General features: G+C 72.7%; 26 protein-coding genes. 8 read left to right on the top strand and 18 right to left on the bottom strand.

Annotated features, from left to right (window positions below):
* Positions 1-28 precede the first annotated feature (28 nt).
* The 3 genes from FGI33_RS13520 (at position 29) to FGI33_RS13510 (ending at position 2,001) form a co-directional block, all read left to right on the top strand.
* Positions 29-679 (top strand): dienelactone hydrolase family protein, encoded by a 651-nt coding sequence (locus FGI33_RS13520; RefSeq protein WP_119402458.1) that lies wholly within the window; start codon positions 29-31, stop codon positions 677-679.
* A 100-nt stretch (positions 680-779) separates the two neighbouring features.
* The gene (locus FGI33_RS13515) at positions 780-1,199 is read left to right on the top strand and encodes a DUF4383 domain-containing protein (protein WP_119402459.1); all 420 of its coding nucleotides are present in this window, start codon (positions 780-782) and stop codon (positions 1,197-1,199) included.
* A gap of 130 nt (positions 1,200-1,329) precedes the next feature.
* The gene (locus FGI33_RS13510) at positions 1,330-2,001 is read left to right on the top strand and encodes a hypothetical protein (protein WP_237582017.1); all 672 of its coding nucleotides are present in this window, start codon (positions 1,330-1,332) and stop codon (positions 1,999-2,001) included.
* Between the two features lie 31 nt (positions 2,002-2,032).
* Here the strand turns inward: FGI33_RS13510 and FGI33_RS13505 are convergent, their stop codons facing one another.
* Positions 2,033-3,334, bottom strand: a complete 1,302-nt coding sequence (locus FGI33_RS13505; protein WP_119402493.1) for an ATP-dependent DNA helicase — start codon at positions 3,332-3,334, stop codon at positions 2,033-2,035.
* Positions 3,335-3,465: 131 nt separating this feature from the next.
* On the opposite strand from FGI33_RS13505, the gene FGI33_RS13500 reads away from it, so the two are divergent.
* Together FGI33_RS13500 and FGI33_RS13495 are read left to right on the top strand one after the other, a co-directional pair.
* Positions 3,466-4,485, top strand: coding sequence for a hypothetical protein (locus FGI33_RS13500; protein ID WP_119435028.1), 1,020 nt, complete (start codon positions 3,466-3,468; stop codon positions 4,483-4,485).
* A 120-nt stretch (positions 4,486-4,605) separates the two neighbouring features.
* Complete coding sequence (locus FGI33_RS13495; protein WP_119435027.1) at positions 4,606-5,025, top strand: VOC family protein; 420 nt, start codon at positions 4,606-4,608, stop codon at positions 5,023-5,025.
* Positions 5,026-5,053: 28 nt separating this feature from the next.
* On the opposite strand, the gene FGI33_RS13490 is transcribed toward FGI33_RS13495, so the two are convergent.
* From FGI33_RS13490 to FGI33_RS13480, 3 genes are read right to left on the bottom strand one after another with little or no spacing between them, the layout of a single operon-like run.
* Positions 5,054-5,896: an ABC transporter ATP-binding protein gene (locus FGI33_RS13490; protein ID WP_119435026.1), complete on the bottom strand. Its 843-nt coding sequence runs from the start codon at positions 5,894-5,896 to the stop codon at positions 5,054-5,056.
* A gap of 4 nt (positions 5,897-5,900) precedes the next feature.
* Entirely contained in the window at positions 5,901-6,992 is a 1,092-nt protein-coding gene (locus FGI33_RS13485) for a FecCD family ABC transporter permease (protein ID WP_237582016.1), read from the bottom strand.
* On the bottom strand, positions 6,989-8,047 hold the full coding sequence (locus tag FGI33_RS13480) for a FecCD family ABC transporter permease (protein WP_119435510.1): 1,059 nt from the start codon (positions 8,045-8,047) through the stop codon (positions 6,989-6,991). The genes FGI33_RS13485 and FGI33_RS13480 overlap by 4 nt, the downstream gene beginning before the upstream one ends.
* 94 nt (positions 8,048-8,141) lie before the next feature.
* Between FGI33_RS13480 and FGI33_RS13475 the strand changes: the two genes are divergently transcribed.
* The gene (locus FGI33_RS13475) at positions 8,142-9,146 is read left to right on the top strand and encodes an iron-siderophore ABC transporter substrate-binding protein (RefSeq protein ID WP_119435509.1); all 1,005 of its coding nucleotides are present in this window, start codon (positions 8,142-8,144) and stop codon (positions 9,144-9,146) included.
* Between the two features lie 64 nt (positions 9,147-9,210).
* Here FGI33_RS13475 and FGI33_RS13470 read toward each other — a convergent pair whose 3' ends face one another.
* Together FGI33_RS13470 and FGI33_RS13465 are read right to left on the bottom strand one after the other, a co-directional pair.
* Complete coding sequence (locus FGI33_RS13470) at positions 9,211-9,501, bottom strand: transcriptional regulator (protein ID WP_119401628.1); 291 nt, start codon at positions 9,499-9,501, stop codon at positions 9,211-9,213.
* Positions 9,494-10,177, bottom strand: a complete 684-nt coding sequence (locus tag FGI33_RS13465) for a hypothetical protein (protein WP_119434284.1) — start codon at positions 10,175-10,177, stop codon at positions 9,494-9,496. Before FGI33_RS13465 ends, FGI33_RS13470 begins: the two co-directional genes overlap by 8 nt.
* Before the next feature lie 175 nt (positions 10,178-10,352).
* Between FGI33_RS13465 and FGI33_RS13460 the strand changes: the two genes are divergently transcribed.
* On the top strand, positions 10,353-10,979 hold the full coding sequence (locus FGI33_RS13460; RefSeq protein WP_119434285.1) for a hypothetical protein: 627 nt from the start codon (positions 10,353-10,355) through the stop codon (positions 10,977-10,979).
* Entirely contained in the window at positions 10,958-11,626 is a 669-nt protein-coding gene (locus tag FGI33_RS13455; protein ID WP_119434286.1) for a DUF998 domain-containing protein, read from the top strand. Before FGI33_RS13460 ends, FGI33_RS13455 begins: the two co-directional genes overlap by 22 nt.
* Positions 11,627-11,653: 27 nt before the next feature.
* On the opposite strand, the gene FGI33_RS13450 is transcribed toward FGI33_RS13455, so the two are convergent.
* The 12 genes from FGI33_RS13450 to FGI33_RS13395 all read right to left on the bottom strand — a co-directional run bounded on the left by FGI33_RS13450 (position 11,654) and on the right by FGI33_RS13395 (position 21,925).
* Complete coding sequence (locus tag FGI33_RS13450; RefSeq protein WP_119434287.1) at positions 11,654-13,633, bottom strand: bifunctional copper resistance protein CopD/cytochrome c oxidase assembly protein; 1,980 nt, start codon at positions 13,631-13,633, stop codon at positions 11,654-11,656.
* A 122-nt stretch (positions 13,634-13,755) separates the two neighbouring features.
* A complete protein-coding gene (locus FGI33_RS13445; RefSeq protein ID WP_012039622.1) occupies positions 13,756-14,043 on the bottom strand; it encodes an HU family DNA-binding protein in 288 nt (95 codons plus the stop codon).
* 131 nt (positions 14,044-14,174) lie between these two features.
* A complete protein-coding gene (gene rpsN, locus FGI33_RS13440; protein ID WP_015491493.1) occupies positions 14,175-14,480 on the bottom strand; it encodes a 30S ribosomal protein S14 in 306 nt (101 codons plus the stop codon).
* 2 nt (positions 14,481-14,482) lie between these two features.
* Positions 14,483-14,650: a 50S ribosomal protein L33 gene (gene rpmG / locus FGI33_RS13435; RefSeq protein WP_011187086.1), complete on the bottom strand. Its 168-nt coding sequence runs from the start codon at positions 14,648-14,650 to the stop codon at positions 14,483-14,485.
* Positions 14,650-14,886 (bottom strand): 50S ribosomal protein L28, encoded by a 237-nt coding sequence (gene rpmB / locus FGI33_RS13430; RefSeq protein WP_015491494.1) that lies wholly within the window; start codon positions 14,884-14,886, stop codon positions 14,650-14,652. Before rpmB ends, rpmG begins: the two co-directional genes overlap by 1 nt.
* 174 nt (positions 14,887-15,060) lie before the next feature.
* Positions 15,061-15,507, bottom strand: coding sequence for a Fur family transcriptional regulator (locus FGI33_RS13425; protein ID WP_119434288.1), 447 nt, complete (start codon positions 15,505-15,507; stop codon positions 15,061-15,063).
* On the bottom strand, positions 15,504-16,430 hold the full coding sequence (locus FGI33_RS13420) for a metal ABC transporter permease (RefSeq protein ID WP_119434289.1): 927 nt from the start codon (positions 16,428-16,430) through the stop codon (positions 15,504-15,506). The genes FGI33_RS13425 and FGI33_RS13420 overlap by 4 nt, the downstream gene beginning before the upstream one ends.
* Complete coding sequence (locus tag FGI33_RS13415; RefSeq protein WP_119434290.1) at positions 16,427-17,290, bottom strand: metal ABC transporter ATP-binding protein; 864 nt, start codon at positions 17,288-17,290, stop codon at positions 16,427-16,429. The genes FGI33_RS13420 and FGI33_RS13415 overlap by 4 nt, the downstream gene beginning before the upstream one ends.
* On the bottom strand, positions 17,287-18,234 hold the full coding sequence (locus FGI33_RS13410; RefSeq protein ID WP_119434291.1) for a metal ABC transporter substrate-binding protein: 948 nt from the start codon (positions 18,232-18,234) through the stop codon (positions 17,287-17,289). Before FGI33_RS13410 ends, FGI33_RS13415 begins: the two co-directional genes overlap by 4 nt.
* Positions 18,235-18,302: 68 nt before the next feature.
* Positions 18,303-19,703: a dihydrolipoamide acetyltransferase family protein gene (locus FGI33_RS13405; RefSeq protein WP_237582015.1), complete on the bottom strand. Its 1,401-nt coding sequence runs from the start codon at positions 19,701-19,703 to the stop codon at positions 18,303-18,305.
* A 57-nt stretch (positions 19,704-19,760) separates the two neighbouring features.
* Entirely contained in the window at positions 19,761-20,726 is a 966-nt protein-coding gene (locus FGI33_RS13400) for an alpha-ketoacid dehydrogenase subunit beta (RefSeq protein ID WP_119401940.1), read from the bottom strand.
* Between the two features lie 86 nt (positions 20,727-20,812).
* A complete protein-coding gene (locus FGI33_RS13395) occupies positions 20,813-21,925 on the bottom strand; it encodes a thiamine pyrophosphate-dependent dehydrogenase E1 component subunit alpha (RefSeq protein WP_119434801.1) in 1,113 nt (370 codons plus the stop codon).

Below are 21,925 nucleotides of genomic sequence, written 5' to 3'. Positions count from 1 at the left end.
CGCGACAGCCCGACGATAGGTTCTCCCCATGCCCGAGATCGTCGACCTGCCGCATCCCGGCATCACCCTCGAGTTCGGCGAACCCGGCGGCCCCGTGGTGGTGCTCGTCCACGACGACCACGGCCGCCTCCCCTGGCTCGACCAGTACGCGCTCGCGCTCGCCCGCGCGGGCTTCCACGTGCTCGTGCCCGACCTCTACGACGGCCGTGCCACCCTCGACGACGGCCTCGCGGAGGGGCTCGCGGCGCAGCTGGACGTGGGGTTCGCCCTCGGCACGATCCGCGACGGCATCGACTCGGCGCGCGCCCGCGGATCCCGGCGGGTCGGCCTGGTCGGCTTCGCGCCCGGCGGCTGGCTCGCGCTCCTCGAGGCGCAGGACGGCGGCGCCGACGCGGTCGTCGCCTACTGCGCGAGCCTCGGCCCCCAGGAGCACGGCGTCATCCCGTGCGCGGTGCTCCTCCACCTCGCCGAGCACGACGACTGGATCGACGACCAGCGGCCCGAGGCCTTCATCGGCCGGCTCCGCGAGCACGGCACGCCCATCACCTCGCGCACCTACCCCGGCACGTCGCCCGTGTTCCCGAACGCGAGCCTCCGCGACCGCTTCGACCCCGACGCCGCGGCCCTCGCCTACCGGCGCACCGAGGCCTTCCTCCTGGAGCATCTCGGAAACCCGTGACCAATCAGTGTCGCGGTGTCACCAATCCACGCGCGTAGGCGGTACGAATGTAGGGAGCCTGGGAGATCCCCGGCTCTTCCCTACCAGTGGAGGCACCATCATGAGCTCATCCCCGAACCGCCTGCTCGGCACCGTCTTCGGCGCCGTCTACGTCCTCGTCGGCCTTCTCGGCTTCCTGTTCCCGCCGCAGAGCGGGGGCTTCTTCTCCTCCGACGGCGGCCTGCTGCTCGGGATCTTCATGGTGAACCCGTTCCACAACGTGGCCCACCTCCTCATCGGCGCGGCTCTGCTCATCGGCGGCCTCTCCAGCGTCGCGTCGGCCAAGGCCGTCAACTCCACCGTCGGGTTCGCGTACCTCGCGCTCGGCATCGTCGGCTTCTTCCTCGTGAGCACCGACTTCAACATCCTCGCGCTCAACACCGCGGACCACTTCCTGCACCTCGGCAGCGCCGTCGTGCTGCTGATCGTGGGCCTCGGCGCCGAGAAGGGCGTCCGCAACCGCGCCGCCCGCGCCGCCTAGGCAGCACCCGGCACCACAGCACCACCGCCGCGCCGCCGCACCGGGCGCGTCACGCACCACGGCACCACCCGCACGACAGCACGCAGCACCGCACCACCCGCGGCGCCCGGGACGACGAAGGGACCAGCACGTGTCACTGCTCATCCGCCACTGGCTGGCTCTCGCCGCCCTGGGCGCCGCGCTCATCCACCTGGCCGTCGGCGCGGGATCCCCGCCCGCGGCCATGGTGGCCCTGCTCGTCATCGGCGTCGCCGAGGGCGCCTGGGCCATCGCGGTCCTCCGCTCCGACCGCCTGCCGATCCCGGGCTGGGCCGCCGTCGGCGCTCTCGTCCCGGTCGCCGGCTGGGCGCTCCTCGTCACCGCCGCGGTCGTCATGTCCGCCCCCGGCATCACGAGCGACCTGCCCGCGATCCCCATGCTCGCCGCGACCCTGCTCGACCTCGTCGTCGCCGCGGTCGTCGGCCGCCACCTCCGCTCCCGCGCCGAGTCCGAGGCGAAGGCCGTGTGCACGGCCGTCGAGGCGACGTTCCCGGCCGACGCCGCGCTCATCGGATCCGGCGCCCCGCTCCCGGCCGCGCCGGCCTCCCCGGCGCCCGTCGCGACCGCCGCAGCCACCTCCGCGGCCGAGCCCGAGCGCACCGGCGGCCGCTACCTCGTGGGCGTGCTCATCGGCGCCTTCGTCGTCGCTGGCCTCGTCACGCCCGCCCTCTCGCTCACGCGCGCCGGCGAGTTCGCCGTCCCGCACGGCCAGCACAGCTCCATCGACCTCGACGGCATCCAGGGCGAGCACTCCGGCCACTGAGCCGGCGGGCGCGAGCCGTCGGACAGGCGCGTCAGCTCGCGGGCGCGACCGCCGGCGTCACCCGGATCCGGGTGGCCTCGCTCATGAACCGCCGCACGTTCTCGTCGACGATGATGTCGCCCGGGCGCAGCGGACGCGTGAGGTACAGGCCGCCGATGTCGGTGATCCGGCTGAGCGCCACGTACGTCTGACCCGGGCTGAAGACGCGCGCGCCGAGGTCGACGATCGCCCGGTCGTACGTCTTGCCCTGCGACTTGTGGATGGTGACCGCCCACGCGAGGCGCAGCGGGAACTGCGTGAAGTCGGCCACGACGTCACGCCGCAGCTGCTTGGTGGTGGGCGAGTACGAGTACTTGTGCTTCTCCCACGTGACGGGCTCGACCTCGTGCACGACGCCGTCGAGCTCGACGTACACGTTGGTGTCGATGCGCGTCACGACGCCGACGGATCCGTTCACCCAGCGCTGGTCGACGTCGTTGCGGAGGAACATCACCTGCGCGCCGATCTTGAGGTCGAGCTTCTCGTCGGCCGGGTAGGTGCGGCCGCCGAAGTCGCCCGTGACGTCGGCGGTGGCGGTGAGCGAGCGGCCGGGCAGGCGCTTGAGGGCCTCCGCGTTGATCCGGTTCACGGTGTCGTTGCGGGTGGCGAGCGTGATGGCGCCGTCGGTCGGGGCCGGCCGGGCGCCCGCCGCGTTGAGCACGCCCGCGATCTCCGCCGTGACGCGTCCGTGGCGCACGGCGTTGAGCATCTCCTTGAACGCCTCCTCGTGCTGCCGGTGGATCTCGGTGAGCTCGTAGATCCGCAGCTGCGCCTCCTCCCACACCTTCGCGTCGAAGAACCACATGGAGCGGTAGCGGTCGGCGAAGTAGGCGCGCTCGTCGCCGTCGCCCGGCACGGGGGCCAGCTGGTACGGATCCCCGAAGAGCACGACCTGCACGCCCCCGAACGGCACGTCCTTCTTGTGGCGGGCCTGGCGGAGGCTGCGGTCGATGGCGTCGACGAGGTCGGCGTTGACCATGGAGACCTCGTCGATGACGAGCGTGTCGATGGTGTTGAGGAGCTTCCGCAGCTCCCCGGTCTGCTCGATCTCCTCGTCGGCGATGACCCCGATGGGCAGCTTGAAGAGCGAGTGGATGGTCTGGCCGCCGACGTTGAGCGCCGCGACGCCCGTGGGCGCGCAGATGACGATCTGCTTCTCGGTGTTCCACGACAGGTGCGTGAGGAGGGTCGACTTGCCGGTGCCGGCGCGGCCCGTGACGAAGATGTGGTCGCGCGTCCCCTCGATGGCCTGGAAGACCGCGGCCTGCTCCGGGGAGAGGGGGACCGTGCTCACGCGGGGCTCCTGGCGGCTCGAGGGTGGATGCGGCGCGGATCGACGGCGGCGGCGCGGCGCGGATGCGCACTCGAATCTACCCCGGCCCCGCGGCGCGGAGGCGCGGATCCCCCGCCCGTAGGATGATCCGCATGCCGAGCCCCGCCGTCGACGCGCGCGGCGAGCTGCGTCGGGCGGTCGTCATCTGGTCCCTGCTCGCGGCGCTCCTGGTCGGGGCGTTCCTCGGCACCGTCGCCGCGCTCAACCAGGGCACCTTCAGCGCCCACGGCTTCGTGCGCTCCTACCTCGACGCGCTCGCCCGCGAGGACAGCCGCGACGCACTCGCCACCCCCGGCGTCGTGCTGCCGGACGACGGCAGCCGCGCCCTCCTCGACGCCCGCGCCCTGCCCGGCCTCGCCGACGTGGAGCTCGTGTCCGACGAGCCCGCGGGCGACGGCGAGCGCGCGGTCACGTACTCGTACACGCTGCCGTCGGGGCCGGGATCCACCGAGTTCCGCGTGCGCGAGACCCCCGCGGCCCTCGGCCTCTTCGCCCGGTGGGAGTTCGCGACGAGCCCGGTCGCGGCGATCGACCTCGAGCTCCGGCACGCGTCGACGTTCACGGCCAACGGGCTGGCCGTCTCCGCGACGCCCGGCGGCGACGCGGCCGCGGGCGCCGGATCCACGTACCTCGTGCTCGCGCCCGCGTCCCTCGCGCTCGACCACGCGTCCCGGTACCTCCAGGCGGAGGACGCCGAGGTCGCCGTCACCGAGCCCGGCAGCGTCGTGCCCGCGCGCGTCGACGCCGAGCCGACGGACGACCTCGTCGCGTCCGTGCGGTCCGAGGTCGAGGCGTACCTCACGGAGTGCACGACGCAGTCGGTGCTGTACCCGTCGGGCTGCCCGTTCGGGAAGACGATCCGCGACCGGATCACCGCGCCGCCCGTGTGGAGCATGACGGAGATGCCGGAGATCGCGCTGCAGCCCGCGAGCGACGACCCCGCCGACCTCGACTGGGTGGTGCCGTCGACCGTCGGCACCGCGCACATCCAGGTCCCCGTCCGTTCCCTCTACGACGGCAGCGTGAAGGACCTCGACGAGGACGTGCCGTTCAGCGTGAGCTGGCGCGTGAGCGTCGACGAGACGTCGGGCGTGCGGATCCAGGGGCTCTAGCCGCCGCCTCCGCGCACCCTCACGTGCGGTCACGGTGCGCCGCGCGTGCGGCAGGGCCAGGATCGGGTCCCACCAGGGTCGCCGCAGACCGCGGGGATCCGCCACCCGAGGAGCGCCCCCATGTCCGCGATCATGAACCCGTACCTGTCCTTCCGCGACCAGGCGGCCGACGCGCTCCGCTTCTACCAGGGGATCTTCGGCGGCGACGTCGAGACGACCACCTTCGGCGACGGCGGCATGTCCACGGACCCCGCTGAGGTCGACAAGGTGATGCACGGCCAGCTGACCTCCGGCGCGGGCTTCGTTCTCATGGCGTCGGACACCCCGGCGGCGATGGGCGTGCCGAGCGGATCCGCGATCACGCTCTCCCTCTCGGGCGACGACGAGACGGTGCTCACCGGATGGTGGGACGCGCTGACGGCCGACGGCACCGTCGTGCTCCCGCTCGACGTCGCGCCGTGGGGCGACCGGTTCGGCATGTGCACCGACCGCTACGGGATCGACTGGATGGTGTCGATCGCGCGGGCGGACGCGGCCTGATCCCCCGCCGCGGCGACGTCAGCCGGGCTCAGGTCCAGCGGCCGCCGCGCGGCACGATCAGGGGCGTGTGCGAGACGGGGTCGTCGATCACGAGGCACGGCAGCCCGAAGACCTCCTCGACGAGCTCGGCGGTGACGATGTCGCGCGGGGCTCCGGACGCGACCACCCGGCCGTCCTTCATCACGATGAGGTGGTCGGCGTAGCGCGCGGCGTGGTTGAGGTCGTGCAGCACGGCGACGATGGTGCTGCCGTCGCGGTGCAGGTCGGCGAGGAGGTCGAGCAGCTCGATCTGGTGGGCGATGTCGAGGAACGTGGTCGGCTCGTCGAGCAGCAGCACGGGCGTCTGCTGCGCGAGCGCCATCGCGACCCACACGCGCTGGCGCTGGCCGCCGGAGAGCTCGTCCACGTGCCGGGTGGCGAGGTCGGCGACGCCCGTAGCCGCCATCGCCTGCTGCACGGCGTCCTCGTCGGTCGGCGTCCACTGGCGGATGAGGTTCTGGTGCGGGAAGCGGCCGCGCGCCACGAGGTCGGCCACCGTGATCCCGTCGGGCGCGATGGCGCTCTGCGGCAGGAGGCCGACGATGCGCGCGACCTCCTTGGCGCGGTAGGAGCCGAGCGGCCGGTCGTCGAGGAGCACGCCGCCCGCGGTCGGCGCGAGCAGGCGCGACAGGGCGCGGAGCAGGGTCGACTTCCCACAGGCGTTCGGCCCGACGATCACGGTGAACGACCGGTCGGGCACGGAGACGTCGAGCTGCTCGGAGATCACCCGCCGGTCGTAGGAGAGCGTGACGCCTTCGGCCCGGAGGCGCGGGGCGGTGGTGGTCGCGGCGGTCGCGGCGGTCACGGTGTCGTCCACGGGTGGACCTCCCATCGGGTCAGGCACGGCGCCCCGCCTCGCGGACGAGCAGGGCGATCAGGTAGAGGCCGCCCACGACGACCGTGACGATGCCCACGGGCACCGTCCCCGGCAGCGCGTGCTGGGCGGCGAAGTCGGCGGCGAGCAGCAGCAGGCCGCCCGTGAGCCCGGCGGGCACGAGCGGCAGGCCGGCGCTCCGCGTGAGGCGGCGGGCGATCTGCGGGGCCGCGAGCGCGACGAACGCGATCGGCCCGGCGGCGGCGGTCACGACGGCCGTGAGGGCGACCCCGAGGACCAGCAGGGCGAGGCGCGTCGGCTCGGCCCGCACGCCGTGGGCGCGCGCCGCGTCGTCGCCCAGCTCGAGCTGCCGCAACGGCGCGGAGAGCAGCAGGATCGCGGGCGCGAGCACGAGGAGGGCGGCGAACGCCGGGAGCGCGCGGTCCCAGCCGACGAGGGCGAGGGATCCGGCGCCCCAGATGGACGCGGCCATCGCGACCTCGGTGCCGGCCTTCAGCAGCAGGAACGTGTTCACCCCGTGCAGGACGGCCGTGACGGCGATGCCCGTGATGATCAGCCGGAACCCCTGCACGCCGCCACGGTACGCGAGCAGGTAGACGAGGAGCGCCGTGCCGAGCCCGCCCGCGAGCGCCCCGACGGCCGTGGGCAGGAAGGTCGCGCCGGCGAGCGTCGTGACGACGAGCGCGCCCGTGTAGGAGCCCGTCGAGAAGCCGATGATGTCCGGCGAGCCGAGCGGGTTGCGCGTGAGCGACTGGAACACGGCGCCCGCGACCCCGAGCGCGGCGCCGAACGCGAGCGCGGCGAGCACGCGCGGGAGGCGCCACTCGAGCACGATGGTCGACGCGAACGAGCCGTCGGGGAGCGCCATCGCGCGGATCACCTCGGGCACGGTCAGGGGGAAGTCGCCCGTGCCCAGCGCCACGAGCGCGAGGACCACGATCACGACGGCGAGCGCCGCGCCCACGAGCGCCTCGCGCCGCTGCAACCGGATGCCGACGACGGGCAGGCGCACGGTGCCGGCCATCCGCGCGGGGCGGCCGGCGGCGGATCGGGTCGCGGCCGGGCGGCGGCCGGCGCGGGCGGGCGCGCTCACAGCGCCGACGCCCTCTGCCGGCGCACGAGCAGGATCAGCACGGGCGCGCCCAGCACGGCGGTGACGATCCCGGCGGGCAGCTCGGCCGGCCGCAGCACGATCCGGCCCACGATGTCGGCGGCGAGCAGCAGCACGGGCGCGAGCACGATCGTGTACGCGAGGATCCAGCGCTGGTCGGGCCCCACGATCCAGCGCGCGATGTGCGGGATCATCAACCCGACGAACGCGATCGGCCCCGCCATCGCGGTCGCGCCGCCCGCGAGCAGCGTCACGGCGACCACGGCCACGGTCCGCACCACCACCACGTTCGCCCCGAGGGAGCGCGCGAGGTCGTCGCCGAGCGCGACCGCGTCGAGGCTCCGGGCGATGAGCGCGGCGAGCAGCACGCCCGCCGCGAGGAAGGGCGCGACCGGCAGGAGGGCGTCCCAGCCGCGGTCCTGCAGCGAGCCCGACTCCCACGCGCGCATCGCGGTGAAGCCCTGCGGGTCGGCCAGCAGCATCCCCGAGGTGATGCCCGCGAGCACCGCGCCGAGGGCGACGCCGGCGAGGGTGAGGCGCACCGGATCCCCGCCGCCGCGCCCCGCGGATCCCACGACGTAGACCACGACGGCCGCCACGAGCGCCCCCGCGAAGGCGAACCAGAGGTAACCGCTCACGGCGGTCACGCCGAGGACGCCCGTCGCGATGGCGACCGCGAAGGCCGAGCCGGCGGTGACGCCGAGGATGCCGGGATCCGCCAGCGGGTTCCGCGTGACGGCCTGGATGAGAGCGCCCGCGACCCCGAGCGCGAGGCCCGCGGCGAGGCCGACGAGGGTGCGCGGGACGCGGAGGTCGAGGATCACGACGAGCTCGGCGGGATCGCGCGGGCGGCCCGCGAGCGCGTCGACGACGGCTCCCAACGGGATGTCGCGCGACCCGATCGCGATGCTGGCGAGCAGCGCGAGCACGAGCACGCCGAGCGCGACGAGGAGGCCCGCCGAGCGCGACAGCCCGCTCCGCGCCCGGCCCTCGGGGGCGTCGGGGGCGGAGGCGCGCGCGAGGACCCGGAGCGACATGGCCCGGTCAGCCTAGCGTGCCCTTAGGTTAGGCTGCCCTTGCCTGACGGGATCCACACCGGCCCGTCACCCCACACCCGAGAGGCCCCGCACCATGAGGTTCCCCACCACCGGCTCCGCCCTCGTCGCGCTCACCGTCGCGACGCTCGCCCTCACCGGATGCACCGCCTCGTCCGACCCGGGCGCCTCCGCCCCGCCCGCCTCGGGATCCGCCACCGGCGCCTTCCCCGTCACGGTCGACACCAAGTTCGGCGACGTCACCGTGCCGAGCGAGCCGAAGCGCGTCGTCGCCCTCGGCTGGGGCGACGCGGAGACCGCGCTCGCGCTCGGCGTGCAGCCCGTCGGCGCTTCGGACTGGCTCGGCTTCGGCGCCGACGCGGACGGCGTCGGCCCGTGGGCGCAGGGCCTCTACACGGAGAAGCCGCAGATCATCGAGACGCTCGAGCCCTCCTACGAGGCGATCGCGGCGCTGAAACCCGACCTCATCCTCGACACCAAGAGCTCGGGCGACCAGGCCCGCTACGACCGCCTGGCGCAGATCGCGCCCACCATCGGCGTGCCCGAGGGCGCCGACAGCTACCTCACCGACATGGAGGACCAGGTCGACATGATCGCCGAGGCCCTCGGCCGCGAGGACCAGGGCGACGCCCTCCTCGACGCGGTCGACCAGCGCTTCGAGCAGGTCGAGGCCGCGCACCCGGACTGGAAGGGCAAGACGGCCACCGCCGCCACCAAGACCAGCGAGGGCTGGGGCGCCTACGCCGAGGGCAGCGAGCGGGTCGCGTTCCTCGAGCGCCTCGGCTTCGAGCAGAGCCCGACCATCGCGGGGATCCCCGTCAACGCCGGCGGCTTCTCGGTCGACGTCTCCTCCGAGCAGCTCGACCTGCTCGATGCCGACGTGATCGTGGCGTTCCCGATCTTCATCGACAAGTCCGTCATCACCGACGACCCGCTGTGGCAGGCGATCCCCGCGGTCGCGGCCGGCCACTCCATCGTCCTCGACGGCGACGTCTCGTCCGCCTACTCGATCGGCACCACGCTCTCCACCGGCTACGCGCTCGACCAGCTCGTGCCGCTGCTGGAGACCGCCACGTCCTGATCCGGATCCGCATCACGAGGGCCCGTCGCGCACGCAGCGCGGCGGGCCCTCGTCGTCGCGGCGGCTACGTGTCGAGCATCGCCGTGAGCGCCCGCCGGTAGTCCTCGAACGCGCGGCGGCCGACGGTCGTGAGCGCGAGGTACGTCACGGGCTGCCGGCCCTCGTGCGTCTTCCGCACCTCGACGTAGCCGGGGTCCTCGAGCTTCCGGAGGTGCGTCGACAGGTTGCCGGCCGTCATGTCGAGGATCTCCTGCAGCCGCGGGAAGGACAGCGACTCCCCCGCGTCCAGCGTCGCGAGCGCCGCCACGATCCGCAGCCGGGCCTGCGCGTGGATGACGGGATCGAGGTCAGGCAAGGCGGGCTCGCAGCGAGCGGCGGGCACGGGCGGCGAGGACCGCTGCCGTGATCCCCGTCACGAGGTACGCGCCTCCGCCCAGCAAGGCCATCGCGAGGTAGTTGCCCGGGTAGCCGGCGAAGGGTGCCGCGAGCGCGGCCACCACGAGGATCGACCCGAGCAGCAGCGACGAGCGCGAGTGGAACAGCGCGGCGGTCGACAGCAGCATGAGCCCGGCGACGAACGAGAAGCCCGACGTGAAGTAGATCGAGAGCAGGCGGCTGGGGGCGTCGTTGAACGCCAGGCCGATGCCGAGCACGTAGACCGAGACCATCGCCACCGACCAGCTGATCCCGTAGACGCGGCCCTGCCAGCGCCCTTCGCCCGTGGTCGCGATGCCGGCGGTTCCGCGGACGCCGAGCACGACGCTCACGATGCTGGACGCGAGGATCAGCCCCGCGAAGATCCCGACCGCCACGAGCAGCGGCAGGCTCACCGCCTCCGACCCGTCGATGAGCCACAGGGCCGTGTACCCGAGGAGCCAGGCGGCGCCCCAGCAGATCTCCATGACCCAGACGAACGACGTCTGCGCGTCGACCGCGACGCGACGCTGCTCCTCCATGAGCGCGTGCATCTCCCGTGGGTCGGGCACGGGCCCGTCGTCGTCGACCTCGTCCTGATGCGTCGTCGTGTCCATCTCCGCCTCTCCGCGGACGACCCTCGTCCGCCGGGCTCCCGCCCTCGTTACTTTGTAAGGCAAAGCACTTTGTCGTGTCAACGCATTCGCTCGGATGATGCGGTCCCGGCCGTGCGCGACCATGATCGTCAGCAGCGTCGTCGGCTTCTCGTCACGGCGCCGGAACAGGAGCCCGATGCACGTCCGACTCCGCCGCCCCGCGCGGCGCTCGACGCCCGTCGCGGTGACCTCCGTCGCCGCAGCAGCGCTCGCGATCGGCGCGGTCCTCGCCGGATGCACGTCGACGCCGGCCGCTCCCGTCCCGACCACCACCCCGGTCGCCCGCCACACGCCCGCCGCGGCCTCCTCGCCCGACCCCGTCCCCACCCGACCGGTCGCGTCCGATCCCGTGGAGTTCGGCTCCGGCGAGGTGACGGTCCCGGGGATCGACGACGCCGTCGGGACGCTGACCTTCACCGACCTCGGCGCCGCGGGCATCGACATCCGCCTGACGGGCCTCGACGAGGTACCGGGCGCGATCAGCCTGGTGCTCCTCGACGAGTACGAGCCGAAGCGCGGCTGCCTCCCGGACGTGTTCCACATGAGCGCCTGGCAGCCCGACCTCGAGCCCGATGGCTCGGGTGCGCACGCCGTGCACGTCGATCGCTACCGTGACGCGTCGGGAGACCGCGCCGAGTTCCCGCACGCGATGATGATGGTCGCCGACACGTCGGGCGCCGACTTCGACGCCCAGGTGGCCGCCGGCTGCCTGTTCCCGGTCGTCGCCGAGTCGGAGGTGACATGGTCCCGCGTCACCCGGTGATCCCCACGGCCGCCGGCGTCGCCTGGATCGCGGCCGCCGTCGTCTACGTCGGCACCGAGGCGATCGCCGCGTCCGCCTTCCCCGGTTACAGCTACTCCGCCGACTACATCAGCGACCTCGGCGTGCCCGACGTCGCCCTGTACCAGGGCCGCGCCATCGACTCGCCGCTCCACGCGGTGATGAACGCGGGCTTCATCCTGCAGGGCGTCCTCTACCTCGCGGCCGCCGTGATCGCGACCCGCGCCCTCCGCGCCGGACCCCGCCGCGTCTTCCTCGCCCTCGCCGCCGTGCACGCCGTCGGGATCACGGTGGTCGGCATCATCCACGGCAGCGCCTCGAGCGCCGCCAGCGGCATCGGCTGGATGCACGTGGTCGGCGCGGGCATGGCCATCATCGCGGGCAACGCCGCCTCCATCACGGCGGGCCTCGGCTCCGGCCGCGTCGGCGCCGCGCGGCCCTTCCGCGTCGCGAGCGTCGCGCTGGGCGTCGTCGGCCTCGTCGCGCTCGCCCTGCTGCAGTCGCTCGGCGGCTCGACGATCGACGGCGTCTGGGAGCGCGGATCCGTCTACACGGTCACCGCGTGGGAGCTGATGGCGGGCGTCGCCGTGCTCGTGTCCGCTCGCCGCCGCGCGCACCCGCGCGACTGATCCGGGCAGCCCGGCCGGCGGCGCCCGCTAGCGCCGCTCGCTGGCCTGCAGCGCCTCGAGGTTGCGGTTGTACGCCTGGAGCTCGGCGTCGCCGTCGCGGTCGGCCTTCCGGTCGTACCGCACCGAGTCCCGCTTGTCGCTCTTGCTCCACATGATCGCCGTGACGATCGCGAGGATCACCGTCGGGATCTCGCCGATGCTCCACGCGATGCCACCGCCGGCCTGCTGATCGGCCAGCGCCGACTCGCCCCACGGCCGGCCCATCGCGCCGAACCAGTCCGCGAGCAGCAGCCCGGTGCCCGTCATGAGCGAGAGGCCGAAGAACGCGTGGAACGCCATGGTCGCGAGCAGCAGCAGCAGGCGCATCGGGTAGGCGATGCGCACCTTCATCGGGTCGACGCCGATGAGGTTCTGCGTGAAGAGGTACCCGACGATGAGGAAGTGCACGATCATCCACTGGTGCCCGATGTGGTCGGTCGTGGCCCAGCTGAACAGCGGCGAGTAGTAGAAGACGAGCAGCGAGCCGGCGAAGAGCACGGCCGCCACGATCGGGTGGCCCACGAACGACGCGAATCGGGAGTGCACGGCCATGAGGATCCACTCGCGCCCGCCGCGGCTGCCGTCCTGCCGCTTGCGGATGGCCCGCATGGCGAGCGTGACCGGGGCGCCCGGCACGAGCAGCAGCGGGATGACCATGGCGAGCACCATGTGCGCCAGCATGTGCGAGCTGAAGAGGTACTTCTGGTAGACGTTCACGCCGCCGTTGGTGATGTAGAAGAGGCCGACCATGCCCGCGACCCAGAGGATCGAGCGGTGGATGGGCCACGCGTCGCCGCGCGTGCGGAGGCGGTGCACGCCCGCCAGGTAGAAGAAGATCCCGAAGGCGCAGAGCAGGATCCAGAGCAGGTCGAAGTTCCACTCGGTGAGGTAGCGCATGGGCGTGAGCTCGGGCGGCAGGGGCTCGCCGGTGAGGATCTGCGCGGGCGTGGGATCCGGCAGCTGCGTCGCGACGACCTGGCTCACGGGCGGCGCCGTGCGGGCGAGCGCGGCGGCCACGCCGGACGCGACGCCCATGAACGCGAGCTCGGCGGTGACGAGCCACCAGAACGGGCCGCGCGCCGCGGATCCGCGCTCCTCGAGCTTCCCGATCAGCACGCGCCGGTACGCGGCGCCGAACAGGCCGAGCGCGAGGAGCGCCGCCACCTTGATCAGCACCAGCAGCCCGTAAGCGGTCAGCAGCCGGTCGAGCGTGCCCACGCGGATCTCCGCGCTCACGTACCCGGACGCCGCGACGACCACGAAGCACACGAGCGCGACCGCCGAGTAGCGCCGCAGCACCGGCACGAGCCGGTCGCCGTCGAGCTTCGACCGCAGCAGCACCATCGTGAGCAGCCCGCCCAGCCAGACGGCGGCGAACACGAGGTGCAGGCCGAGCGCGTTGACCGCGGCGTCGTGCCCCTCGGTGCCGCCCGCGTGGCCCTGCTGGGCCATGGGCACGAGGCCGCCGACCGCGATCACGAGCACGAAGGCGATGGCGGTGTGGTTGCGCACCGCGAAGCACAGCACCGTGACGGTCGCGGCGATGAGGGTGGTCGCGAGCCAGGCCTGGCCCACGGAGATCTGCGTGAGCACCAGGCCGAGGCTCGTCCCGAACTCGGAGCTGAAGGAGAACGGCGTGCCCGAGACGCTGAGGAAGGTGAAGAAGGCCGTGATCGCGGAGGCGACCGTCCAGAGGGCGGCGCCCGCGGCGGCGATGTCGAGAGCCCGGCCGTACTCGGGGCGCTGGCGCGAGAGGGCGAAGGCCGCGAGCAGCAGGGCGCCGATGGCCGTGGCCGCCGAGATGTTCACCATCATCTTCGCGGCGGGGAGGCCGTAGCGGACCACGGGACCCGCGTCCTCGAGCAGCTGCGGGGCGGCGCCTCCGCCGATGGCGAGCGCGGCCAGCAGCGAGAGGAACGCGACGATGACGAGGGCGGCGGGCCCCGCGACGCGGAGGAGTCTGGGCATGAGGGGATCAGCCTAACCTCCGCCCGCTGACGGCCGGCTGGCCGCCGGATCGCCTCCCGGGAACGCGACAGCGGGGGCGCCGACCGGAGTCGGCGCCCCCGCTGGGCGTGTGGTGAGGAGGACTACTTGACGGCGGCCTTGAGCTTGCTGCCGGCGGAGACCTTGACGCCCTTGGACGCCTTGATCTCGAGGGGCTCGCCCGTCTGCGGGTTGCGGCCCGTGCGCGCGGCGCGAGCCGTCTGCTCGAACGCGACCCAGCCCGGGATCGTGACCTTGACGCCATCGGCGACGTTGGTCGCGACGGTGGAGAAGAGCGCGTCCAGCACGCCGTTGACGGCGGCCTGGCTCTGGCCCGACTCCGCGGCGACGGCGGCAACGAGCTCGGTGCGGTTGAGTGACTTGTCAGCCATGGGTGTCCTCCTCGGACCTGGTGCCGTTCTTCGCGAGCGGCCGTGTGGTGGATGGTGTCTGTCTACGTCAGCGGACCGTGCGACCCGATCAGGCCATCAGCGGTCCGTTCGGCCGTACGGCCGCTTGGAACCTACCAGCTGGACTTCGTGATGCCCGGAAGCTCGCCGCGGTGGGCCATGTCCCGGAAGCGCACGCGGGAGATGCCGAACTTCGACAGGTTGCCGCGGGGGCGACCGTCGATGCCGTCGCGCTGGCGCACGCGGACGGGCGAGGCGTCGCGCGGGAGGCGCTGGATGCCGGCGCGGGCCGCCTCGCGGCTCTCGTCGGTGCCGTTCGGGTCCACGAGGGCCTTCTTCAGCTCGAGGCGCTTCGCGGCGTACCGCTCGACGATGACCTTGCGCTGCTCGTTGCGGGCGATCTTGCTCTTCTTGGCCATGGTTAGCGCTCCTCGCGGAAGTCGACGTGCTTGCGGACGACCGGGTCGTACTTCTTCAGCACGAGGCGGTCGGGGTTGTTGCGGCGGTTCTTGCGGGTCACGTACGTGTACCCGGTGCCAGCCGTCGAGCGGAGCTTGATGATCGGACGGACGTCCTGCTGCTTGGCCATTAGATCTTCACCCCACGACCGAGGAGGTCCTTGACGACGGACTCGATGCCGCGGGCGTCGATGACCTTGATGCCCTTCGCGGAGAGCGTGAGCTTGACGTTGCGACGCAGCGAGGGGACGTAGTACGTCTTCTTCTGCACGTTCGGGTCGAAGCGGCGCTTGGTGCGCCGGTGCGAGTGCGAGATGTTGTGTCCGAAGCCGGGGACGGCGCCGGTCACCTGGCAGGTTGCTGCCATGGTTTCCTCCGTAGGTACCGTAGGGCGAGACCGCCCTACCCAAGATTTCTTGTCGGCACGCCCGTCCCCTGTTCTCGAGAGAGGGGGATGGGCGCACATGCGAGCGGATGAGCCGCTCGGCCAAGGATCGAGGCTACGCGACGACACGCCCGGGCGCAAGCCGAGGGCCCGGGATCATGCGGATGCGGGGGCCTCGGCGGCGGTCGCCGACGCGTCCGCCGACGCCGCGTCGGCCGCGCGCCGCGTGCACTCGGCGCAGAGCCCGAACACGTCGACGACGTGGCTCGGCGCCGTGAAGCCGTTGCGCGCGGCGACGTCGTGCGCCCAGGACTCGACCTCGTCGGCCGCGATCTCGACGGTCTTCCCGCAGACGCGGCAGATGAGGTGGTGGTGGTGGCCGCCCGTGGCGCACGTGCGGTAGAGCGCCTCGCCGTCGGGCGACTGCAGCGAGTCGGCGTCGCCCTCCGCGGCGAGGTCGCCGAGCGCGCGGTAGACGGTGGCCAGGCCGATCGGGGATCCCGCGTCGTGCAGCCGCGCATGCAGCCGCTGCGCGCTCACGAACTCGGTCGAGGCGTCCAGCGCCTGCCTGACGGCCTCGCGCTGCCACGTGTTCCGCTTCATGCCCGTGCCCTCCCGGCGGGCGATCCTCCCCGCCCCGCCAGGGTACGCGTCCCGCCCGAGGCGCCGCTGCGCGCCCGGAGGGCGTCGATGCCGCGGCAGACCAGGTAGATCGTGAACGAGATGGTGGTGACGTACGGGCTGATGGGGATGCTGCTGCCGAGCGCGAGCATGATCCCGCCGACGATGCTCGCGAGCGCGAACAGCACGCTGAGCGAGACGACCACGCGGGGCGTCGACGAGACGCGCATCGCGGCGGCCGCGGGCGTCACCAGCAGCGAGAGCACGAGCAGCGCGCCGACGATCTGGATGGAGACCGCCGTGCCGAGCCCGAGCAGGATCATGAACACGATGGAGAGGGTCCGCACCGGCACGCCGCGGGCCGCCGCCACGTCGGGGTCGACGCTCGCGAACATGAGCGGCCGCCAGACGACCGCGAGGCCGACGATGACGACCGCGCTGATGGCGACGAGGTAGCCGAGCTGCGGGTTGTCGACCGAGACGATCTGGCCCGTGAGCAGGCCGAACTTGTTGCTTGCTCGGCCGTCGTAGAGGGCGAGGAACAGGATCCCGAGCCCCAGGCCGAACGGCATGATGACGGCGATGATCGAGTTGCGGTCCTTCGCGCGCGTGCCGAGCACGCCGATGGCGATCGCCGCGATGAGGGATCCCACGAGGGATCCGCCCACGACGTTGACGCCGAGCAGCAGGGCCGCCGCGGCACCCGCGAACGACAGCTCGCTCACGCCGTGCACCGCGAAGGCGAGGTCGCGCGTCATGACGAAGACGCCGATGAGGCCGCCGACGACGCCGAGCACGGCGCCCGCGATGATGCTGTTCCGCAGCAGCGCGACGAGCGCGCCGTAGTCGGAGAAGTCGAACAGGCGCGACCAGACGTCGCCCGCGTCCGCGATGAGGTGGATCACGCGGCCCTCCCGTCGGCGGGCGCGGCGTCGTGCACGCCGTGCGACCCGTGGTCGCCGTCCTCGTCGTCGTGCGAGTGGTGGCCGTGCAAGTCGTCGGTGGCGCCGACCACGACGACGCGGCCGCGCACGCGCACCACGTCGACGGGCGTGCCGTAGAGCGAGCTCAGCACCTCGGAGTCGAGGACCTCGTCGGGCGTGCCGATGCGGAACCGGCCACCCACGAGGTAGAGCACCCGGTCGACCATGTCGAGCACGGGGTTGACGTCGTGGGTGACGAAGACGACCGCCGCGCCGGTCTCCCTGCGGTGCCGGTCGATGAGCTCGCTGACCACGCGCTGGTGGCCGAGGTCGAGGCTGAGGAGCGGCTCGTCGCAGAGGAGGAGCCGCGGATCCGACGCCAGGGCCTGGGCCACGCGCAGCCGCTGCTGCTCGCCACCGGAGAGCGTCGCGACCGGCGCATCGGCGTAGGCGGTGGCTCCGACAGCGTCGAGCAGCTCGTCGACCCGGGCCCGCTCGGCGCGGCGGCTGATCGGCAGCCCCCAGCGGTGGCCGGTGACGCCGAAGCCGACGAGGTCGCGGGCCCGCACGGGCGTCGACGCGGTGATGAGCTTCTGCTGCGGGATGTAGCCGATGCGTCGCGCACCGCGGCGCACGGGCTCGTCGAGGAAGCGCATCTCCCCCGACGTGAGGTGCTGGGCGCCGAGGACGGACTTGAGGAAGCTGGTCTTGCCGGATCCGTTCGGACCGAGCACCGCGACGAACTCGCCGGGCGCCACGTCGAGGTCGAGTCCGCTCCAGAGGGTGCGCGCGCCGAACGCGAGCGTCGCGTCCCGGAGGCTCAGGACGGGTGCGCCGGTCACGATCCCCGGATCGCGGAGGCCACGGCGTCGACGTTCTCGGTCATCCACTCAACGTACCCGCTGCCCGCGGGCAGGTCGGCGGGCAGGGTCTCCGTGACCGGCACGACGGGGATGCCGGCGGCCTTCGCGGCGGCGACCACCTGGTCGGTCGTGGCGCCCGTGGTCTGCGAGTTGTAGACGAGCGCCGCGACCTGCTTCTCCGAGAAGAGGGCGAGCGTCTCCTTGAGCACGTCGGCGGGGACGTCGGTGCCCTCCTCGACGGCCTCGCTGAACTCGTCCGGCGTGCGGTTCTCGAGGCCCATGGCGCTCGTGAGGTACAGCGGCACGGGCTCGGTGATCGCGACGCCCTTGCCGGTGCCGGCCGACTTCGCGGCGGCCTCGGCCGCGGCGATCGTGTCGAGCTTCGCCGTGAAGGCCTGCTCGTTCGCCTCGAACGTGGCGGCGCCGGCGGGATCCGCCTTCGAGAACGCCTGCTCGATCTCCTCGGCGAGCTTCTTCATCGTGGGCATGTCGTACCAGACGTGCTCGTTGAACTCCCCCTCGGCCGGCTTCTGGTCGTAGCCCGAGATGTCGGCCGCATTGAGGAGGACCGGGCTCTTCCCGCCCGGGAGCGCGCTGATCATGGTGTCGACGAAGTCGTCGTAGCCGCCGCCGTTCTGGATCACGACGTCGGCCGTGGAGAGCGCCAGCTGGTCGCGGGAGGTGGCCTGGTACTCGTGCGGGTCCTTGTCGGGGCTGTCGATGATCGACGTCACCTTCACGTCGTCGCCGCCGATCTGCTGCGCGATGTCGCCGTAGACGTCCGTCGAGGCGACGACCTCGAGCGTCGCCCCGCCGGACGCGGACGCGTCGCCGGAGGGGGCCCCGGATCCGGAGGCGCAGCCCGCGAGCGGGACGGCGAGGAGCGAGACGGCGAGCAGGGCGGTGAGGGGGCGACGGTTCATGCGTCCGACGATACGCTATTGAGAACCGGTATCAGTACCATCGCGGCGCCGCTGTGGACGGCGGGGACTCACTCCAGGAGCAGCGCGGGCTCCTCGATGATGCTCGCGACGTCCGCCAGGAAGCGGCTCGCGACGTCGCCGTCGACCACGCGGTGGTCGAAGCTCGCGCCGATGGTCGTGACGAAGCGCGGGCGCACCTCGCCGTCGACGACCCACGGCCTCTGCTTGATCGTGCCGAGCGCGACGATCGCGACCTCGCCCGGGTTGAGGATCGGCGTGCCGGTGTCCATGCCGAAGACGCCGATGTTGGTGATCGTGATGGTGCCCTGGCTCATGTCCGCCGGGCTCGTCTTGCCGTCGCGCGCCGTCAGGGTCAGCTGCTCGAGCGAGCGGGCGAGCTCCAGCAGCGACATGGCCTGCGCCTCCTTGACGTTCGGGACCACGAGCCCGCGCGGCGTCGCGGCGGCGACGCCGAGGTTCACGTAGTGGCGGACGATGATCTCCTGGTCGGTCCACGAGGAGTTGACGGTGGGGTTCCGGCGCACGGCCCAGATCATCGCCTTCGCCATGATGAGCAGCGGCGAGACCTTGACGCCCGCGAAGTCGGTGGACGCCTTGAGGCGCTTGACGAACTCCATCGTGCGGGTGGCGTCGACGTCGACGAACAGGCTCACGTGGGGCGCCTGGAACGCGCTCTGCACCATGGCGGAGGCGATGACCTTTCGGACGCCCTTGACGGGGATCCGCTCCTCGCGCGCGTCCGGCCACTCCGGCGTCTCGATGTTCTTGAAGACGCTCGCCTGCTGCGCCGTGCGGATGACGTCCTCGCGCGTGATCTCGCCCACCAGCCCGGTGGCCTCGACCTCGGCCAGGTCGACCTCGAGGTCCTTGGCGAGCTTGCGGATGGGGGGCTTGGCGATGATCGGCACGGCGGAGGCGGCGGGCACCGAGTCGGGACGCGGGGCGCGGGAGGCTGCCGCTCCGGCCGAGGCGCCCGGACGCGCGGCGTGGCGGGCGGCCGGGGCGGCGTCGCCCGGCTCGGCGCGACGACGGCGGCTGGCGACCTTGCCGACCGTGCCGTAGCCCACGAGCACGGCCCCCGATGCCTCCTCGGCGGCGGGCGCAGGCGCCGGCTCGCGGTTCTCGATGGCGGTGTCGTCCTCGATCACCGTCTCTCCCGGGAGGGCCATCTGCGCCGGCGTCTCGGCGGGCGCGGAGACGCTCGGCGAGCCCTGCGCGATGGCGATGATGGGCGTGCCCACCTCGACCGTCTGGCCCTCCTGCACGAGCAACCCCGAGACCGTGCCCTCGAACGGGCTCGGCAGCTCGACGAGCGACTTCGCCGTCTCGATCTCGACGATCACCTGGTTGAGCGCCACCTGGTCGCCCGGCTGCACGCGCCACGAGACGATCTCGGCGTCGATGAGGCCCTCGCCCACGTCGGGCAGGGTGAACTCGGAATCAGCCATCGTGCGGTCCTCTTCTTCGTGCCGCGCGGGCGGCGGGCGTCGTGACGGGTGCGGCGTCTAGTAGGCGAGCGAGCGGTCGACGGCCTCGAGGATGCGGTCGGCATCCGGGAGGTACAGCGTCTCGAGCTTCGCGGGAGGGAACGGGGCGTCGAAGCCGGAGACGCGGATCACCGGCGCCTCGAGCGAGTAGAACGCGCGCTCGGTGACGGTCGCCGCGATCTCGGAGCCGACCGACACGTGGCCGGGCGCCTCCTGCGCGACGACCAGGCGGCCGGTGCGCTGGACCGACTCGAGGATGGGGCCGTAGTCGACGGGCGACAGCGAGCGCAGGTCGACGACCTCGACGCTCGTGCCCTCCTCGGCGGCGAGCTCGGCCGCCTGCAGCAGCATCGCGACCATGGCGCCGTGCCCGACGAGCGTGACGTCGGTGCCGGAGCGGACGACGCGGCTCTCGTGCAGGCCGATGCCGGGGGCGGAGAAGTCGACCTCGCCCTTCGGCCGGTAGCGCGCCTTGGGCTCGAAGAACATGACCGGGTCGTCGCTCTTGATGGCCTCCTGGATCATCCAGTAGGCGTCGTGCGGGGTGCTCGGGCTGACGACGCGGAGGCCGGGGGTGTGCGCGAAGTACGCCTCGGGGCTCTCCTGGTGGTGCTCGATGGCGCCGATGTGGCCGCCGTACGGCACGCGGATCACGACGGGCATGCGCATCGCGCCCTCGTGCCGGTTGGTGATCTTGGCGAGCTGGCTCGTGATCTGGTCGAAGGCCGGGTAGATGAAGCCGTCGAACTGGATCTCGCACACGGGCCGGTAGCCGCGCATCGCGAGTCCGATGGCCGTGCCGACGATGCCGGACTCGGCGAGCGGCGTGTCGATGACGCGGCGGTCGCCGAAGTCGCGCTGCAGGTGCTCGGTGATGCGGAAGACGCCGCCGAGCGGGCCGATGTCCTCGCCCATGAGCAGGACCTTGTCGTCCTCCTCGAGCGCGCGGCGGAGGCCGGCGTTGAGCGCCTTGGCCATGGGCATACTCTCGATGCCGGCGGGGGCTCCCGTGCCGCGCGTCGCGGCGTCGTCGGATCCCGCGGGGGTCGCGGCGCGATCGATGGTGTCGGTCATCGGTTCCCTCCCAGGGAGGCCTCGTAGCGCTCGAGCCACTCGCGCTGCTCCGTCGTGACGGGGTGCGGCTCCGAGTAGACGTGGTCGAAGATGCCGGGCAGCGCCGGGCTCGTGAGCTCGATGGTGCGGCGGCGGACGTCGGCGGCGAGGTCCTTGGCCTCCTCGTCGATGCCGTCGAAGAGCGACTGCGGCGCGCCCTGGGCGCGCAGGTACGCCTCGAGCCGGGCGATGGGGTCCTTCGCGACCCAGCCCTGCAGCTCCTCGTCGGTGCGGTACTTCGTGGGGTCGTCGCTCGAGGTGTGCGCGCCGACGCGGTACGTGAGCGCCTCGATGAAGGAGGGGCCCCCGCCGTTCCGCGCGTCGTCGAGGTGCTTGGCCGTGACGGCGTAGCTCGCGAAGACGTCGTTGCCGTCGACCTGCGTGCTCGGCACCCCGAAGCCCCGCGACCGCAGGTAGAGGGGCGTGCGCGACTGCGTGGAGACCGGGACGGAGATCGCCCAGTGGTTGTTCTGGAGGAAGAAGACCTGCGGGGTCTGGAAGCTCGCGGCGAAGACGAACGCCTCGCTCACGTCGCCCTGGCTGGTGGCGCCGTCGCCGTAGTAGGCGATGACCGCGGTGTCCCGGTCCGGGTCGCCGGTGGCGACGTCGCCGTCGAACGCGACGCCCATCGCGTAGCCCGTGGCGTGCAGCGCCTGCGAGCCGATGACCAGCGTGTAGAGGTGGAAGTTCGCCACCGCCGGATCCCAGCCGCCGTGGGTGACGCCGCGCATGAGCCGCACGATGTCGACCGGGTCGACGCCGCGGATGAGCGCGACGCCGTGCTCGCGGTACGCGGGGAACACGTGGTCCTGCGGGCGGGTGGCCCGGCCGGATCCGACCTGCGCCGCCTCCTGGCCGGTGCTCGGCGCCCAGAGGCCGAGGTGGCCCTGGCGCTGGAGGTTCGTGGCCTCGAGGTCGAACGCCCGCGTGAGGCGCATGTCGCGGAGGAAGCCGCGGTGGTCGTCCTCCGTGAGTCGCTCGAAGTACGGGAGGAACTCCTCGGCGGAGTCGCTCGGTGCGAGCTCGCCCGCGGGGGTCAGGAGCTGGACCGTCACATCGCTTTCCGGCAT

The sequence above is a fragment of the Clavibacter phaseoli genome (assembly GCF_021922925.1).
GTDB lineage: Bacteria > Actinomycetota > Actinomycetes > Actinomycetales > Microbacteriaceae > Clavibacter > Clavibacter phaseoli.
This window is presented reverse-complemented; position numbering and strand designations above follow the sequence as displayed.